This window comes from Acidimangrovimonas pyrenivorans (assembly GCF_042643245.1).
GTDB classification, from domain to species: domain Bacteria; phylum Pseudomonadota; class Alphaproteobacteria; order Rhodobacterales; family Rhodobacteraceae; genus Acidimangrovimonas; species Acidimangrovimonas pyrenivorans.
Genome location: NZ_JBHRSK010000011.1, coordinates 84,132 through 97,806, shown reverse-complemented (window position 1 = coordinate 97,806; position 13,675 = coordinate 84,132). Strand labels below are relative to the sequence as shown.

Annotated in this window: 16 protein-coding genes; 2 read left to right on the top strand and 14 right to left on the bottom strand. The window is 68.7% G+C overall.

The window, feature by feature from the left end; translation table 11 throughout:
* Window positions 1-150: 150 nt before the first annotated feature.
* Window positions 151-387: a hypothetical protein gene (locus ACFOES_RS14505; protein WP_377834023.1), complete on the bottom strand. Its 237-nt coding sequence runs from the start codon at window positions 385-387 to the stop codon at window positions 151-153.
* A gap of 104 nt (window positions 388-491) precedes the next feature.
* Window positions 492-1,139 (bottom strand): pyrimidine 5'-nucleotidase, encoded by a 648-nt coding sequence (locus tag ACFOES_RS14500; protein WP_377834022.1) that lies wholly within the window; start codon window positions 1,137-1,139, stop codon window positions 492-494.
* Window positions 1,140-1,239: 100 nt separating this feature from the next.
* Here ACFOES_RS14500 and ACFOES_RS14495 point away from each other — a divergent pair, with 100 nt between their 5' ends.
* The gene (locus tag ACFOES_RS14495) at window positions 1,240-1,941 is read left to right on the top strand and encodes a GntR family transcriptional regulator (RefSeq protein ID WP_377834021.1); all 702 of its coding nucleotides are present in this window, start codon (window positions 1,240-1,242) and stop codon (window positions 1,939-1,941) included.
* A gap of 24 nt (window positions 1,942-1,965) precedes the next feature.
* On the opposite strand, the gene ACFOES_RS14490 is transcribed toward ACFOES_RS14495, so the two are convergent.
* The 12 genes from ACFOES_RS14490 to ACFOES_RS14435 all read right to left on the bottom strand — a co-directional run bounded on the left by ACFOES_RS14490 (window position 1,966) and on the right by ACFOES_RS14435 (window position 12,636).
* Window positions 1,966-2,757 (bottom strand): TIGR02186 family protein, encoded by a 792-nt coding sequence (locus tag ACFOES_RS14490; protein WP_377834020.1) that lies wholly within the window; start codon window positions 2,755-2,757, stop codon window positions 1,966-1,968.
* The gene (locus ACFOES_RS14485) at window positions 2,754-3,686 is read right to left on the bottom strand and encodes a sulfite exporter TauE/SafE family protein (RefSeq protein WP_377834072.1); all 933 of its coding nucleotides are present in this window, start codon (window positions 3,684-3,686) and stop codon (window positions 2,754-2,756) included. Before ACFOES_RS14485 ends, ACFOES_RS14490 begins: the two co-directional genes overlap by 4 nt.
* A gap of 89 nt (window positions 3,687-3,775) precedes the next feature.
* On the bottom strand, window positions 3,776-4,582 hold the full coding sequence (locus tag ACFOES_RS14480; RefSeq protein ID WP_377834019.1) for a purine-nucleoside phosphorylase: 807 nt from the start codon (window positions 4,580-4,582) through the stop codon (window positions 3,776-3,778).
* Entirely contained in the window at window positions 4,566-5,531 is a 966-nt protein-coding gene (locus tag ACFOES_RS14475; protein ID WP_377834018.1) for an ABC transporter permease, read from the bottom strand. The genes ACFOES_RS14480 and ACFOES_RS14475 overlap by 17 nt, the downstream gene beginning before the upstream one ends.
* Entirely contained in the window at window positions 5,531-6,625 is a 1,095-nt protein-coding gene (locus tag ACFOES_RS14470) for an ABC transporter permease (protein ID WP_377834017.1), read from the bottom strand. Before ACFOES_RS14470 ends, ACFOES_RS14475 begins: the two co-directional genes overlap by 1 nt.
* Entirely contained in the window at window positions 6,625-8,217 is a 1,593-nt protein-coding gene (locus ACFOES_RS14465) for an ABC transporter ATP-binding protein (RefSeq protein WP_377834016.1), read from the bottom strand. Before ACFOES_RS14465 ends, ACFOES_RS14470 begins: the two co-directional genes overlap by 1 nt.
* Window positions 8,218-8,223: 6 nt before the next feature.
* Window positions 8,224-9,213: a BMP family lipoprotein gene (locus tag ACFOES_RS14460; protein ID WP_377834015.1), complete on the bottom strand. Its 990-nt coding sequence runs from the start codon at window positions 9,211-9,213 to the stop codon at window positions 8,224-8,226.
* Window positions 9,214-9,398: 185 nt separating this feature from the next.
* Entirely contained in the window at window positions 9,399-9,827 is a 429-nt protein-coding gene (locus ACFOES_RS14455; RefSeq protein ID WP_377834014.1) for a GNAT family N-acetyltransferase, read from the bottom strand.
* Window positions 9,824-10,480, bottom strand: coding sequence for a tRNA (adenosine(37)-N6)-threonylcarbamoyltransferase complex dimerization subunit type 1 TsaB (gene tsaB / locus ACFOES_RS14450; RefSeq protein WP_377834013.1), 657 nt, complete (start codon window positions 10,478-10,480; stop codon window positions 9,824-9,826). Before tsaB ends, ACFOES_RS14455 begins: the two co-directional genes overlap by 4 nt.
* Window positions 10,470-11,033: a NifU family protein gene (locus ACFOES_RS14445; protein ID WP_377834012.1), complete on the bottom strand. Its 564-nt coding sequence runs from the start codon at window positions 11,031-11,033 to the stop codon at window positions 10,470-10,472. The genes tsaB and ACFOES_RS14445 overlap by 11 nt, the downstream gene beginning before the upstream one ends.
* Before the next feature lie 215 nt (window positions 11,034-11,248).
* Window positions 11,249-11,704: a universal stress protein gene (locus ACFOES_RS14440; protein ID WP_377834011.1), complete on the bottom strand. Its 456-nt coding sequence runs from the start codon at window positions 11,702-11,704 to the stop codon at window positions 11,249-11,251.
* A 59-nt stretch (window positions 11,705-11,763) separates the two neighbouring features.
* Window positions 11,764-12,636, bottom strand: coding sequence for a branched-chain amino acid aminotransferase (locus tag ACFOES_RS14435; protein ID WP_377834010.1), 873 nt, complete (start codon window positions 12,634-12,636; stop codon window positions 11,764-11,766).
* A gap of 482 nt (window positions 12,637-13,118) precedes the next feature.
* Between ACFOES_RS14435 and ACFOES_RS14430 the strand changes: the two genes are divergently transcribed.
* Window positions 13,119-13,658, top strand: coding sequence for a L,D-transpeptidase (locus tag ACFOES_RS14430; RefSeq protein WP_377834009.1), 540 nt, complete (start codon window positions 13,119-13,121; stop codon window positions 13,656-13,658).
* Window positions 13,659-13,675: the final 17 nt, after the last annotated feature.

Sequence of the window (13,675 nt, the reverse complement as noted above, 5' to 3'; positions counted from 1 at the left end):
CGGGGGAGGGAAAGCGGCGAAGCGTCGGCCATGGCCATTGGCCCGGACCGTGGACGATGATGGAAAGGGCGGGGGGCTGTCTGCCCCCCGCGCCCCCCGAGAGTACTTTCGCAAAGAAGAAGGAGGCGCGCGGGGTCTTTCCCGGCCCGGTCAGCCCAGGGTGATGCGGATCAGGATGACGAACATGATCGGCACCGCGACCAGGGCGGTCATGGTCAGCGCCATCGGGCCGTAGGTCATCGTCGCCAGCGTCACGGCGGTCAGGAAGACCACCAGCGCGTACCAGAAATTCTCTTCGCCCTTGGTGGCGATGTCGCGGGCGATCCAGCCGAGGACCGGGATCATGAAGAAAGACCGTTTGAGGATGGCGGTGGCGGTGGCCGACATGGGCAGGACTCCTGTTCGAATGGAACCCTCGTCCTAGCGTGCCTTGATCCAGAACAAACTGCGCAGGATGCCGCAGTGCGGCATCGTGCCGCGTATCGGTGCGGTTAACCTGTTAACTGCGACAGAAAATCGCGCAGGTCGGCGGTGTGATGGTGGATATGCGGCGCCGGCTGTGGCTCGGGGGCGACATGGACCGTGCGCATCCCCATCGCGTGCGGCGCGGCCAGGTTGCGGGCATCGTCCTCGAACATCGCGGCGCGGGCGGCGTCGATGCCGGCCCGGGCGAAGATGGTCTCGAAGGCGGCGCGCTCGGGCTTGGGGCGGTAGTCGGCATGCTCGACGCCGTAGACCGCGTCGAACAGGCCGGCGAGGCCTCGGGCGGCCAGCACCCGCTCGGCATAGGGGGCGCAGCCGTTGGTATAGACGATGCGCTGGCCCGGCAGGGCGCGGATATGGGCGGCGAGCGCGGCATCGGGCTCGAGATGGTCGAGCGAGATGTCGTGGACATCGTCGAGATAGGGGCCGGGATCGACGCCGTGCACCTGCATCAGCCCGGCCAGCGTGGTGCCGTAGGTCGCCCAGTACTCGCGCCGCAGCCGGTCGGCCTCGGCCCGGTCGACGTCCAGTTCCTGCATCACCCAGGCGGTCATCCGTTTCTCGATCTGGTCGAACAGACGCGCCTGCGGCGGGTAGAGCGTGTTGTCCAGGTCGAAGACCCAGGCGCGGACATGGGAGAAGTGTGTGGCGACCATGGCGGGAAGGTAGGGGCGCGCAGGGCCGGCCGCAAGGGTGGGGAGGCTTGATTGTCGGGCGAAGCCGGGGCTACGGTGCGCCAGTTGAACGGAGCGGGACATGCAGGAAATCAAGCCGGCGCAGAAGGATGCCTATTCGCTGATCCTCGAGGCGATCGATACGGGTGTCTACCGGCCTGGCGACAGGTTGGTGGAATCGGAGCTGGCCGAGCGTTTCGGCGTCTCGCGCACGCCGATCCGCGAGGCGTTGCAGCGGCTCGAGACCCAGTCGATGCTGTCGCGCGACGGCCGCAGCCTGATCGTCGCCTCGCTCGACCACAACCAGCTGGCCGAGCTTTACGTCGTCCGCACCGAGCTCGAGGCGCTGGCGGCCCGGCTGGCGGCGCGCCACGCGACGGACGAGGAAATCAGGGTGCTGCAGGACATGGCCCGGCAGGACCGCAAGCTGCTGGGCGATCCCGAGGCGCTGAGCCGCGCCAACCGGCGCTTCCACAAGCAGATCCACCTGGCGTCGCACAATCGTTTCCTGGTCCAGCAGATCGACCTGGTGCACCGGACCATGGCGCTGCTGGCCACGACCTCCTTTGCCGCCGAGGGCCGCGACGAGGACGCGCTGGCCGAGCATGACGCGATCGTCGCCGCCATCGCCGCCCATGATCCCGAGGCGGCGGGCGAGACCCTGCGGACGCATATCTCGAAGGCGTTCGAGACGCGGCTCAAGCTCGATGCCGGCGAATTGAAGACCCGCGGCGAGACGGGCGCCGAGGCGGGCCCCGAGACGGGCACCGGGGCGGGCAGCTAGGCGCCGGTCCCGCCGCGGTCCGGGTTACATCCGCGACTTGGCGATGCGGAAGGCGGTGGAGGCGAGCCAGCCCGCCGCGATGGCGATGAACAGCGACAGCACGCCATAGGCCAGCGGCTGGTCCTTCGACAGCCGGTAAAGCCAGCGCTCCAGCCCCTCGCGCCGAACCTCGATCACGCTGTCGGAACTGTCGAGCACCGTGCCGCCACGGGTCAGGAAGATGCGCAGCTTGTAGGCGCCCTCGGTCAGGTTCGAAGGCAGGGCGATCGAGGTATTGAACAGGGTCGCGGCCTGGAAGTCGACGCTGCCCTCGTTCAGCTTGTAGAGCCCGTTCTTCTCGCGCAGGCGGATCAGCGCGTCGGTGAAGCGGGGCGCGTCCGGCGCCTCGCTGGCGGTGCCGACGGCGCGGATCGCCTTGGGGATGGTGATCCGGTAGCGCAGGTCGTCGGTGGCCGAGAGCGACTTGGCCAGCGGCGCCGAGGTGGCGATGGCGTAGAAGCTCGGCGCGCCGGAGATGGTCACGGCCTCGGAGTTGACCCAGATGCCGAACTTGCGTTCCTTCTTGCGCACGATCAGCGGCTGCGACGGGCCCTGCAGCGTCATGATGACGTCGAGCGGCGGGCCGGGCGGTATCGGCCGATCGCGCTTGACCGCGCCGAAGACGAGGATGTCGGAGCCGTTGAAATTGGCGGTGATCGCGACGCGGTCCTTGCTCAGCCCCGAGACGAGCTGTTCCGCCCGGGCGGGGGCAGCGCCGAGAAGGGCGCCGGCGAGGGCCGCGACGGTGACGGCGGGGATCAGGAAACGGCGGATCATGAGCGGCCCACCGGAGCGATCGAGAACACGTCGGCCGGGGTCAGCAGCATGTCGAGGCCGATCTTGACGCAGACCGCGAGGACCAGCAGCGCCAGCAGGATGCGCATCTGCTCGGCCTTGAGCTTGAGGCCGATGCTGGTGCCGATCTGGGCCCCGACCACGCCGCCGACGATCAAGAGCACGGCCAGCGCCAGGTCGACCGACTGGCTGGTGATGGCGTGGGCCATGACCGAATAGGCGGTGACGAAGATGATCTGGAACAGCGAGGTGCCGACCACGACCTTGGTGTTCATGCCCAGCAGGTAGATCATCGCCGGGACGATGATGAAGCCGCCGCCGACGCCCATCGCCGCCGACAGGAAGCCGACCAGGACGCCGATGCCCAGCGGCGGGATGATCGAGATATAGAGGCCCGAGGTGCGGAACTTCATCTTCAGCGGCCATTTCTGGACCGAGCTGTGATGGCGCCGCTTCGGCGGGGCGGGCGCCGCGTCCGAGGCCTGCTTGCGGGCGCGGCGGATGGCGCGGAAGCTCTCCTGGAACATCAGCGTGCCGATCAGGCCCATGAAGATGACGTAGGACAGCTGGACGAAGAGGTCGATCTGCCCCAGCTTCTTCATCAGCTCGAAGACGTAGATACCGATGGTCGAGCCGGTGAAGCCGCCCAGCAGCATCACGATGCCCATGCGGAAGTCGACGGTGCGCCGTCGCAAGTGCACCAGCACCGAGGAGACCGAGGAGGCGACGACCTGGGTCGCGCCGGTGGCCACGGCAATCGGCGGCGGGATGCCGATGAAGAAGAGCGCCGGGGTGATCAGGAAACCACCGCCGACGCCGAACATGCCGGACAGGAGCCCGACGATCCCGCCGATACCGAACAACAGGAAGGCGTTGACGGAAACCTCGGCAATGGGAAGGTAGATCTGCATGGCGGCGCCCTCGCGGAGCTGGATGGTGGGGTCCACATGACTCGGATGTTCAAAGCTGTCAAATCTTTGCATCCGTGAATATGTGGCATTCACGTCAGGCTGCGCAGGTATCGTCGGAGGATGCGGTCGAGTTTCGCGGCCCCCAGCGGGGCCATCTGCTTGGTATGTTCGTGGCTGATGGATTCGTCGCTGAGCCCGGCGGCCATGTTGGTAATGGTGGAAATCGCCGCGACGCGCAGGCCGAGGAAGCGGGCCAGGATGACCTCGGGAACCGTCGACATCCCTACGGTATCGGCCCCCAGCGTGCGAATTGCGCGGATTTCGGCGGGGGTTTCGAAGGACGGGCCCGAGTACCAGGCATAGACGCCCTCGGCCAGTTCGAGCCCTTCCGCCGCCGCCGCGGCGCGCAGGCCGGCGCGGATCTCGGGATCGTGGGCGTCGGTCATCGGCACGAAACGGGCGTCCGACGGCTCGCCGATCAGCGGATTCAATCCCGAAAAATTGATATGATCCGACAGCAGCATCAGCGCCCCGGGCGGGATGTCGGGCCGCAGCGAGCCGGCCGCGTTGGTCAGGAGCAAGCTCTCGGCGCCGAGTTCGCGCAGCGCCTCCAGCGGCAGCCGCATGGCGTCGGCCCGACCCGATTCGTAGTAATGCGACCGGCCGCCGAAGACGGCGACCCGCACGCCCTCCAGATCGCCGATCACCAGCTGCGGATTGTGGCCCGAGACGCCGGCATGGGGAAAGCCGGGCAGATCGTCATAGGGAATGGCGGTGCCGTCCACCGCCCCGGCCAGGTGGCCGAGGCCGGAGCCGAGGATCAGGCCCAGCCGCACCGGCGCCTCTCCGGCGCGGGCGCGGATCGTCCGGGCGAGGTCCTCAGCGTTCCTTGACATAGGGCGTGCCTCCGGCGCGTGGCGGGATCGCCTTGCCGACGAAGCCGGCGAGGATGATCACCGTCAGGATGTAGGGCAGGGCCTGCATGAACTGCACCGGCAGGACGAAGGCACCCAGGTCGATGTTCTGGTAGCGGTTCGAGATCGCCTCGAGCAGGCCGAACAGCATCGTCGACCCGAGCGCGTACCACGGCCGCCATTTCGAGAAGATCAGCGCCGCCAGCGCGATATAGCCGCGCCCCGCGGTCATCTCCTTGACGAAGCCGGCCGAGAGCGAGGTCGACAGGTAGGAGCCGGCGATGCCGCAGAGGACGCCGCAGATCAGCACCGCGGTGAAGCGCATCCGGATCACCGAGACGCCGGCGGTATCGACGGCGGCCGGGTTCTCGCCGACCGCGCGCAGCCGCAGCCCGAACCGGGTCTTGTAGAGCGCCCAGTAGGTCAGCGGCACGCAGGCCAGCGCCAGGTAGACCAGGATGGTATGGCCCGACAGCAGGTTCTGGTAGATCGGCCCGATGACGGGGATTTTCCCGATCGCCTCGGCGCCGGGCAGGGCGATGCTCTGGAACCGGCCGCCGCCCATCAGCGCCGGGGTGCGGCCGCCCTGGTGGAACCAGCTCTGCGCCACCAGCACGGTGATGCCCGAGGCGAGGAAGTTGATCGCCACGCCGGAAATGAGCTGGTCGCCGCGGAAGGTGATCGAGGCCACTCCGTGGATCAGCGCCAACACCAGCGCCGCGGCGATCCCGGCGGCAAGGCCGAGCCAGGCGTCGCCGGTGACGGCGGCGACCGCGCCCGACATGAAGGCCGCGACCAGCATCTTGCCTTCGAGGCCGATGTCGAACACGCCCGAGCGTTCCGAGAACAGGCCGGCCAGGCAGGCCAGCAAGAGCGGTGTCGCCAGCCGCACGGTGCTGTCGAGGATCTCGATGATCGTCTGGTAGTCCATCAGCCACGCCCCCGGCCGAATTTCAGGAACAGGCTCTCGATCGGCATCCGCACCATGTTGTCCAGCGCCCCGGTGAACAGGATCACCAGCGCCTGGATCACGGTGATCAGCTCGCGCGGGACGTTCGACCACAGCGCCAGCTCGGCCCCGCCCTGGTAGAGAAAGCCGAACAGCAGTGCGGCGAGGAAGACGCCGAACGGGTGGTTTCGGCCCATCAGGGCGACGGCGATGCCGATGAAGCCGGCGCCCTCGGGCGCATTCAGCACCAGGCGCCCGGCCTCGCCCATGACGTTGTTGATCGCCATCATGCCGCCGAGCGCGCCCGAGATCAGCATCGCGTACATGGTGATCCTGACCGGGTTGATGCCGGCATAGCGCGCCGCCGGTTCCGACTTGCCGAAGGCCCGGATCTGGTAGCCGAGGCGGGTGTGCCAGATCAGCAGCCAGACCGCGACGCAGGCGCCGATGGCGACGAAGAAGGTGACGTTGGCCGGGGTGTGCTTGGCGAAGGGAATGCCGACAGTCGCCAGGATCTCGTTCAGCTGCGGCAGCTGCGTCGCCTTGGGGAAGTTGGCCGAGGCCGGGTCCATCGAGCCGACCGGGCGCAGCACGTTGACCAGCAGGTAGTTGAGCAGCGAGGCGCCGATGAAGTTGAACATGATGGTGGTGATGACGACATGGCTGCCGCGCTTGGCCTGCAGCCAGGCGGGGATCGCCGCCCAGGCCGCGCCGAACAGCGCCGCGCCGACCGAGGCGGCCAGCAAGGCGATCGACCAATGCGGCCAGGGCACCATCAGGCAGACCAGGGCCACGCCGAGGCCGCCCAGCGTCGCCTGGCCCTCGCCGCCGATATTGAACAGGCTGGCATGGAAGGCGACGGCGAAGCCGAGACCGGTGAAGATGAAGTTGGTGGTGTAGTAGAGCGTGTAGCCCCAGCCATAGCTCGACCCCAGCGCCCCGGTGACCATGATCTTCATGGCCTGCACCGGGTCCTGGCCGATCGCCATGATGACGAGGCCCGAGATGACGAAGGCGATGACGATGCTGATCAGCGGCACCAGCAGGGCGTCGGCCCAACGCGGCATGCGGTCCATCAGGCGGCCTCCCCTTCAGAGGAGCTGTCCATGCCGGCCATCAGCATCCCCAGTTCCTTTTCGTTGGTTTCCTCGGGCAGGCGCTCGCCCATGATCTGGCCGTCGAACATCACCGCGATGCGGTCCGACAGGCTCATGATCTCGTCCAGCTCGACCGAGACCAGCAGGATCGCCTTGCCGGCGTCGCGCAGCCGCAGGATCTGCTGGTGGATGAACTCGATGGCGCCGATATCGACGCCGCGGGTCGGCTGGCCGACCAGCAGCAGGTCGGGATTGCGCTCGATCTCGCGCGCCAGCACGATCTTCTGCTGGTTGCCGCCCGAGAAGTTCTTGGCCGCCAGCTTGGCGTTGGGCGGGCGGACATCGAAGCGTTCCATCTTCGACTGGGCGTCCCTGAGGATGGCGCGGTTGTCCATCAGCAGGCCGTTCATCTGGTAGGCCGGATCGTGGTGATAGCCGAAGGCCATGTTCTCCCAGGCCGCGAAATCCATGATCAGACCCAGCCGCTGGCGGTCTTCCGGGACGTGGGAAATGCCCTGGTCGCGGCGGGTCTGGCCGTCCGAGCGGAAGCCGGTGACGTCGATTTCCTTGCCGTTGAGGCGGATGATGCCCTCGCCGCCCAGGGTGCCGCCGAGCACGTCGAGCAGCTCGGACTGGCCGTTGCCGGCGACCCCGGCGATGCCGACGATCTCGCCCGCGCGGACGTCGAAGGACACGCCCTTGAGCCGCTCGACCCCCTTGTCGTCGGTGACGCGCAGGTCCTGCACCTCGAGCACGGTGAGGCCGGGCTTGGCCGGGGTCTTCTCGACCCGCAGCAGCACCTTGCGGCCGACCATCAGCTCGGCCAGTTGCTCGGGGCTGGTCTCGGCGGTCTTGACCGTCGCCGTCATCTCGCCGCGGCGCATGACGCTGACGGTGTCGGTGATCTCCATGATCTCGCGCAGCTTGTGGGTGATCAGGATGATCGTCTTGCCCTCTTCGCGCAGCCGGCCGAGGATGCGGAACAGCTGGTCGGCCTCGGCCGGGGTCAGCACCCCGGTCGGCTCGTCGAGGATCAGGATGTCGGCCTGGCGGTAGAGCGCCTTGAGGATCTCGACCCGCTGCTGGTGGCCGACCGAGAGGTTCTCGATCATCGCGTCGGGGTCGACATGCAATTCGTATTCGTCGGCCAGCTGGGTCAACGTCTTGCGCGCCTTTGACAGCGACGGACCGAGCCGCGGGCCGTCCTCGACGCCGAGGATGACGTTTTCGAGGACCGAGAAATTCTGGACCAGCTTGAAATGCTGGAAGACCATGCCGATGCCGGCCTTGATGGCCGCCTGGCTGTCGGGGATCTGGGTCGGGCGGCCGTTGACGATGATCTCGCCCGCATCGGCCTTGTAGAAGCCGTAGAGGATCGACATCAGCGTCGACTTGCCGGCGCCGTTCTCGCCCACGATGCCGTGGATCGAGCCCTTGGCGACCCGGATCGAGATGTCCTTGTTGGCCTGGACAGGCCCGAACGCTTTCGAAATGCCCCGCAGCTCGATCGCTGCGGGAGCACCTGCGGGAGCGGCAGTCGCCTGCCGCCCCTGTTTGTCATCCATGCCCATCGGGTCTTACTTCACCGGGCAGGAATTGTCGGTCATGTAGTCGTGGACCTTGATCTCGCCGTCCTCGATCTTCTTGGTGGCCTCGTCGACCGCCTTCTTCATCTCGGGCGTGACCAGCTTGGCGTTGTTGTCGTCCATCGCCGGGGCGACGCCGCCGGCCTTGAGGTCCATCACCTTGACGCCGGGCTCGAGGTTCGGGCCGGCCGAGAAGGCGGCGTAGACGGCGTTGTCGACGCGCTTGGTCATCGAGGTCAGGACCTGGCCCGGATGCAGGTAGTTCTGGTTGCTGTCGACGCCGATCGACAGGATGTTGGCGTCGGCCGCGGCCTGCAGCACGCCGATGCCGGTGCCGCCGGCGGCGGCATAGATGACGTCGGCGCCCTGGCTGATCTGCGCCTTGGCCAGCTCACCGCCCTTCACCGGGTCGTTCCAGGCCGCCGGGGTGGTGCCGGTCATGTTCTGGATCACCTTGGCGTCGGGGTTCACCGCCTTGACGCCCTGGACGTAGCCGCAGGCGAACTTGCGGATCAGCGGGATGTCCATGCCGCCGACGAAGCCGACGGTGCCGGTCTTCGAGGCCATCGCCGCCATCATGCCGACCAGGTAGCTGCCCTGCTCCTCGGTGAAGACGATCGACTCGACGTTGGGCTGGTTCACCACCATGTCGATGATCGCGAACTTGGTGTCGGGATAGTCCGGCGCGACCTTGTTGAGCACGTCGCCGAAGGCGAAGCCGGTCATCACCACCGGGTTGGCGCCCGATTCGGCCAGCCGGCGCAGCGCCTGCTCGCGCTGGGCTTCCGACTGCATTTCTAGCTCGCGGTATTTCTTGCCGGTTTCCTTGGCCCAGCGTTCGGCACCGTGGAAGGCGGCTTCGTTGAACGACTTGTCGTATTTGCCGCCGAGGTCGTAGATGATGGCCGGCTCGGCCACGGCAACGCCCGCCGTCAGCGCCAGCGTCACCGCCGCGCCCGCGATCTTCTTCATCAGGGTCATTTGGATTACTCCCGGTTACATGATGCGAGGCATCCCGAGCCGGGTCTGCCCCCCTGTGACATCTCGCCGCTCTGTGTCGGCCCATGCCGAATAAGGCCGCAGCGTGCAAGAGGGGTCAATAGCGTTTTTGCCGGTGCAGCACCGGATTCCTGACCGAAAGGTAAAAAAGTTATCCTGCCCCTACGTCACCTGTCCATCGCCTTGGCGTAGAGCAGGGCGTCGACTGCTCGAGCCGCCCCGCGGTAGTAGTTCTTGCGGCGCCCGGTCTGTCGCCAGCCGGCGGTTTCGTAGAGGGCGCGGGCCGGGGCATTGTCGGCGGCGACCTCGAGAAAGGCGTTCTCGGCACCACGGGCGGCGGCCTCGGCCTCGAAGCGGGCCAGCAGGGTCCGGCCCAGCCCCCGGCGCCGGGTCTCCGGCGCGACGGCGAGGGTCAGCAGTTCGGCCTCGCCGGCGATCGCCCGGCCGAGCAGGAAGCCCCCGGTCCCGGTCAGCAGGAAGCAGCCGGGCAGGGACAGCAGCGAGGCGAATTCGTCGGCGCTCCAGGGCCGCGGGGTGGTGAAGCAGCGGGCATGGAGGGCGGCGAGGGCGTCCGGGGTCTCGGGCGGGCCGCTCACGGCAGGATCGCCGGCGGCGGATCGGAAGGCGGCGCGGCATCGGCGCTGCGCAGGTAGAGCGGCGCCGGGCGCTGCTGTGGCGTGGCGCGGCGGGCGGCGGCAATCCGGGCGATGGCCTCGGCCAGCGGGGCGGCGGGAGGCAGGGCCCGGCCGCCGGTCAGGGCCGCGATCTCCTCGGCGCGGTGGCCGATCACGTCGCGCTCGAGGAACGCGACCGGCAGCGCGCCGGCCAGCTCTTCCGGCGTGGTCAGTTCCGCCAGGTCGAGCTGGTCGGGCGGGGCGATCCAGCAGCGCCCGCGGCGGCCGTCGAGGCTGCACAGCACCGGGCCGTCCTGCCCCAGCGCCAGCGCCTCGAAACCGTTGACGCCGATCGCCGGGACAGCAAGCGCCAGCGCCAGCCCGCGGGCGGCGGCGACGGCGATCCGGATGCCGGTGAAATTGCCCGGGCCGATGCCGACGCCGATCGCCGCCAGATCGCGCCAGCCGGCGCCGGCCTCTGCCAGCAGCTCTTCCAGCAGCGGCATCAGCCGCTCGGCCTGGCCGCGCTCCATGTCCTCGCTGCGTTCGGCCAGTAGCCGGTCGCCCGACAGCAAAGCGGCCGCGCAACGCGCGGCCGATGTATCGAAGCTCAGGATCAGGGGCTCAGGCGGCAACCGGGCGCACCTCGATCACTTCCGGGATGTAGTGCCGCAGCAGGTTCTCGATGCCCATCTTCAGGGTCAGGGTCGAGGACGGGCAGCCGGCGCAGGCGCCCTGCATGTGCAGGTAGACGATGCCGCGGTCGTAGCCGTGGAAGGTGATGTCGCCGCCGTCCTGGGCCACCGCCGGGCGGACCCTCGTGTCGAGCAGTTCCTTGATCTGGGCGACGATCTCGCTGTCCGGGCCGTCGTCATGGTCCTGGTGGCCGCCGGCGCCCTCGGCACTGGTCACGGCCGGCTGGCCGGACTGGTAATGTTCCATGATCGCGCCCAGCACGGCGGGCTTGAGGTGGTCCCAGGACAGCTCGCCCGCCTTGGTGACGGTGACGAAGTCCGGGCCGAAGAAGACGCCGGTCACGCCCTCGACCGCGAACAGCCGCTGGGCCAGCGGCGAGTCGCCGGCCGTGTCGGCGCTGGGGAAATCGGCGGTGCCGCTGTCGAGCACGGCCTGACCGGGCAGGAATTTCAGCGTCGCGGGGTTCGGCGTGGATTCGGTCTGGATGAACATGGCTATCTCCGACTGTTACGCTCGGATATGCGCCCGGGCGCCCGTGAAGTCAAGATTTGGAATGGTTCTAAGATGCGCGCCGCTGGCGCGCCGACGCCCCCGGCGGGAGTATTCGGACAAAGAAGAACTGAAAGGCGCCTCCCGTTCCCGCGCTTCTCCTTTGCGGAAATATTCCGGGGGCGGGGGGGGAGACCGGGGGGCTGGCCCCCCGGCGTTCAGGTGATCGCCTCGAGCCGTTCCTTCGACATCTCGCCAGGCACGATGGTGATCGGGATCGGCAAGGTGCCGGAGGAGCGCGACAGCGCCGTCACCAGCTTGCCCGGACCGCTCTTGTCGGTGCCGGCGCCCAGCACCAGCACGCCGATCTCGGGGTCGTCCTTGATCTGGCCCAGGATCTCGTTGACCGGCTCGCCCTCGCGGATCACCAGCTCGGGCTCGACGTTCTGGCGGGTGCGCATCCACTTGGCGAAGACCTCGAAATGGGCCTCGATCCGCTCGCGCGCCTCGGCCCGCATCACCTCGCCCACGCCCATCCAGTGCTGGAACTCCTCGGGCGGGATCACCGAGAGGATCTGGACGCCGGCATCGGTATGGGCCGCCCGCAGCGCGGCGAAGCGCATTGCGTTGAGGCATTCGCGGCTGTCGTCGAGGACGACGAGAAACTTGCGCATCTACTGAACTCCTTGCCGCTGGATCATTGCCGAAGCCGGGCGCTGCTGGCAAGCGCGGATCACGCGGCGCCCGCGTCGGTCCGGGCCCAGTCCCAGTAGAGCTCGCGCGCGCGGCGGGCGACGGGGCCGATCTGGTAGGAGGTGCCGTCGAATTCGCTCACCGGGGTGACCTTCGACATGTTGCCGGTCAGGAAGACCTCGTCGGCCTTGCGGAAGTCGTCGAAGGTCAGCACCGTCTCGTGCACCTCGAGCCCGTCGGCGCGCAGGTTCTTGATATGGCGGGCGCGGGTGATGCCGGCGAGGAAGGTGCCGTTCGGGATCGGGGTGAAGACCGCGCCGTCCCTGACCATGAACACGTTCGCCGTCGCACTCTCGGCGACATTGCCCATCGCGTCGGCGACCAGGGCGTTGCCATAGCCTTTCGACCGGGCCTCGACCAGCATCCGGGCGTTGTTGGGATAGAGGCAGCCGGCCTTGGCGTTCACGACATTGTCAGCCAGCACCGGGCGGCGGAACTGCGTCGTGGTCAGGGTGACGGCGGCATCCGGCGCGGCCATCGGGATTTCCTCGAGGCAGATGGCGAATCCGCTGCCCTCGGCGCGCGGGACGATGCCGCTGGCATCGCCGTCCAGCGCCCAGTACATCGGCCGGATATAGACCGGCGTGCCCTTGGGATAAAGCGCCAGCCCCTCGCGCACGATCTCGACCATGCGGTCGGCCTCGACCGTCGGCGTGATCATCAGCGCGGCGGCCGAGCGGTTGACGCGGGCGCAGTGCAGGTCGAGATCCGGGGTCAGCCCGTCGACCTGGCGGGCGCCGTCGAAGACGGTGGTGCCGAGCCAGCTGCCGTGATCGGCCGCGCGCATCACCGGCACGTCGCCCTCGTGCCAGCTGCCCTCGAAATAGGTGCGGATGTTGCTGCCCGTTGCCATTGCCGTCCTCCGTGTGCTTGCGGCGCGGAGTTAAGCACCAAGCCCGGGCAGGGTCCAGAGCGGGGCTGCCATGCGCTGCGCGCAGGGGATGCGACAAAGATGTCCGCCGCGAAAGGTGCCGGCGAAACTGCCCCCGGCACGGGGCCGGGGGCAGGGACGGTCCGGGCCGGGGAAAGCGGGACCGTGGCGCGGCACGAGCGGCGGCAGAACGCCGGGGGGAGGCACCTGCCGGGGGAAACGGGACAGGGCCCGGGCCGCGCGGGGGCGGACGCCCCAGGGGGCAGACTGGGGGCGCGAGGAATCCGGTTGGTGACGGTTTCGCGTCGGTTTGATGACAAAACCGCTGCCGCCCTGCCGCCCTGCCGCGCGCGCGTCTGGGCGAGGGCTTGCCGCGTCCCCGCTTCGTGACTTGAGCGGAGGCCGGGGCGGGCGGACCCTGCCGTCGGCGCGGCAAGACCGGAACGCGCCGAAAGGAGGCTGAGATGGATGATGACAAGGTGAAACGCCGTGGAGTCCTGGGCCTGATCGCAAGCGGCGTCGCGGCGCTGGCGTTGCCGTTGCGCGGCCGCGCGACGACATGGGGGCCCGGCGACTGGCCGGCCCATTTCGCGACTCTCTCGGCGGGCGCGATCCTGATCGACAGCCGCGGCGGCCGGCTGCATTTCTGGGCCGCCGACGGCGTCGGCTATCACGAGTTTCCCTGCCGCCTGCCGCAGGCGGCCGACCTGCGCCGGCGCGGCCGGACCGAGGTGGTGCGCAAGCTGGTCGGGCCGACCTGGCGCCCGACCCCGGCGATGTTCGCCGCCGACCCGGCCCTGCCGCGCCGGGTCAGCGCCGGACCGGACAACCCCTTCGGCAGCCACGCGCTCTGCCTCGGCTGGCGCGGCTACCGCATTCACGGCGCACCGGAGGAGCCGGGCGCCGCGCTGCACGGCGGGCTGGGCTGCTACGGGCTGAGCAATGCCGAGGTGGCGGCCCTGTTCCGAGAGGTCGGGATCGGCACGCCGGTACAGGTGATCTGAGGGCGCCGCGGCTGGCA

Coding starts and splice junctions, on each gene's coding strand:
- ACFOES_RS14505 (WP_377834023.1), bottom strand. CDS start 387: ATGTCGGCCACCGCCACCGCCATCCTCAAACGGTCTTTCTTCATGATC.
- ACFOES_RS14490 (WP_377834020.1), bottom strand. CDS start 2,757: ATGATCCGCCGTTTCCTGATCCCCGCCGTCACCGTCGCGGCCCTCGCC.
- ACFOES_RS14480 (WP_377834019.1), bottom strand. CDS start 4,582: ATGTCAAGGAACGCTGAGGACCTCGCCCGGACGATCCGCGCCCGCGCC.
- ACFOES_RS14475 (WP_377834018.1), bottom strand. CDS start 5,531: ATGGACTACCAGACGATCATCGAGATCCTCGACAGCACCGTGCGGCTG.
- ACFOES_RS14430 (WP_377834009.1), top strand. CDS start 13,119: ATGGATGATGACAAGGTGAAACGCCGTGGAGTCCTGGGCCTGATCGCA.
- ACFOES_RS14485 (WP_377834072.1), bottom strand. CDS start 3,686: ATGCAGATCTACCTTCCCATTGCCGAGGTTTCCGTCAACGCCTTCCTG.
- ACFOES_RS14445 (WP_377834012.1), bottom strand. CDS start 11,033: ATGTTCATCCAGACCGAATCCACGCCGAACCCCGCGACGCTGAAATTC.
- ACFOES_RS14465 (WP_377834016.1), bottom strand. CDS start 8,217: ATGGGCATGGATGACAAACAGGGGCGGCAGGCGACTGCCGCTCCCGCA.
- ACFOES_RS14460 (WP_377834015.1), bottom strand. CDS start 9,213: ATGACCCTGATGAAGAAGATCGCGGGCGCGGCGGTGACGCTGGCGCTG.
- ACFOES_RS14470 (WP_377834017.1), bottom strand. CDS start 6,625: ATGGACCGCATGCCGCGTTGGGCCGACGCCCTGCTGGTGCCGCTGATC.
- ACFOES_RS14500 (WP_377834022.1), bottom strand. CDS start 1,139: ATGGTCGCCACACACTTCTCCCATGTCCGCGCCTGGGTCTTCGACCTG.
- ACFOES_RS14495 (WP_377834021.1), top strand. CDS start 1,240: ATGCAGGAAATCAAGCCGGCGCAGAAGGATGCCTATTCGCTGATCCTC.
- ACFOES_RS14440 (WP_377834011.1), bottom strand. CDS start 11,704: ATGCGCAAGTTTCTCGTCGTCCTCGACGACAGCCGCGAATGCCTCAAC.
- ACFOES_RS14435 (WP_377834010.1), bottom strand. CDS start 12,636: ATGGCAACGGGCAGCAACATCCGCACCTATTTCGAGGGCAGCTGGCAC.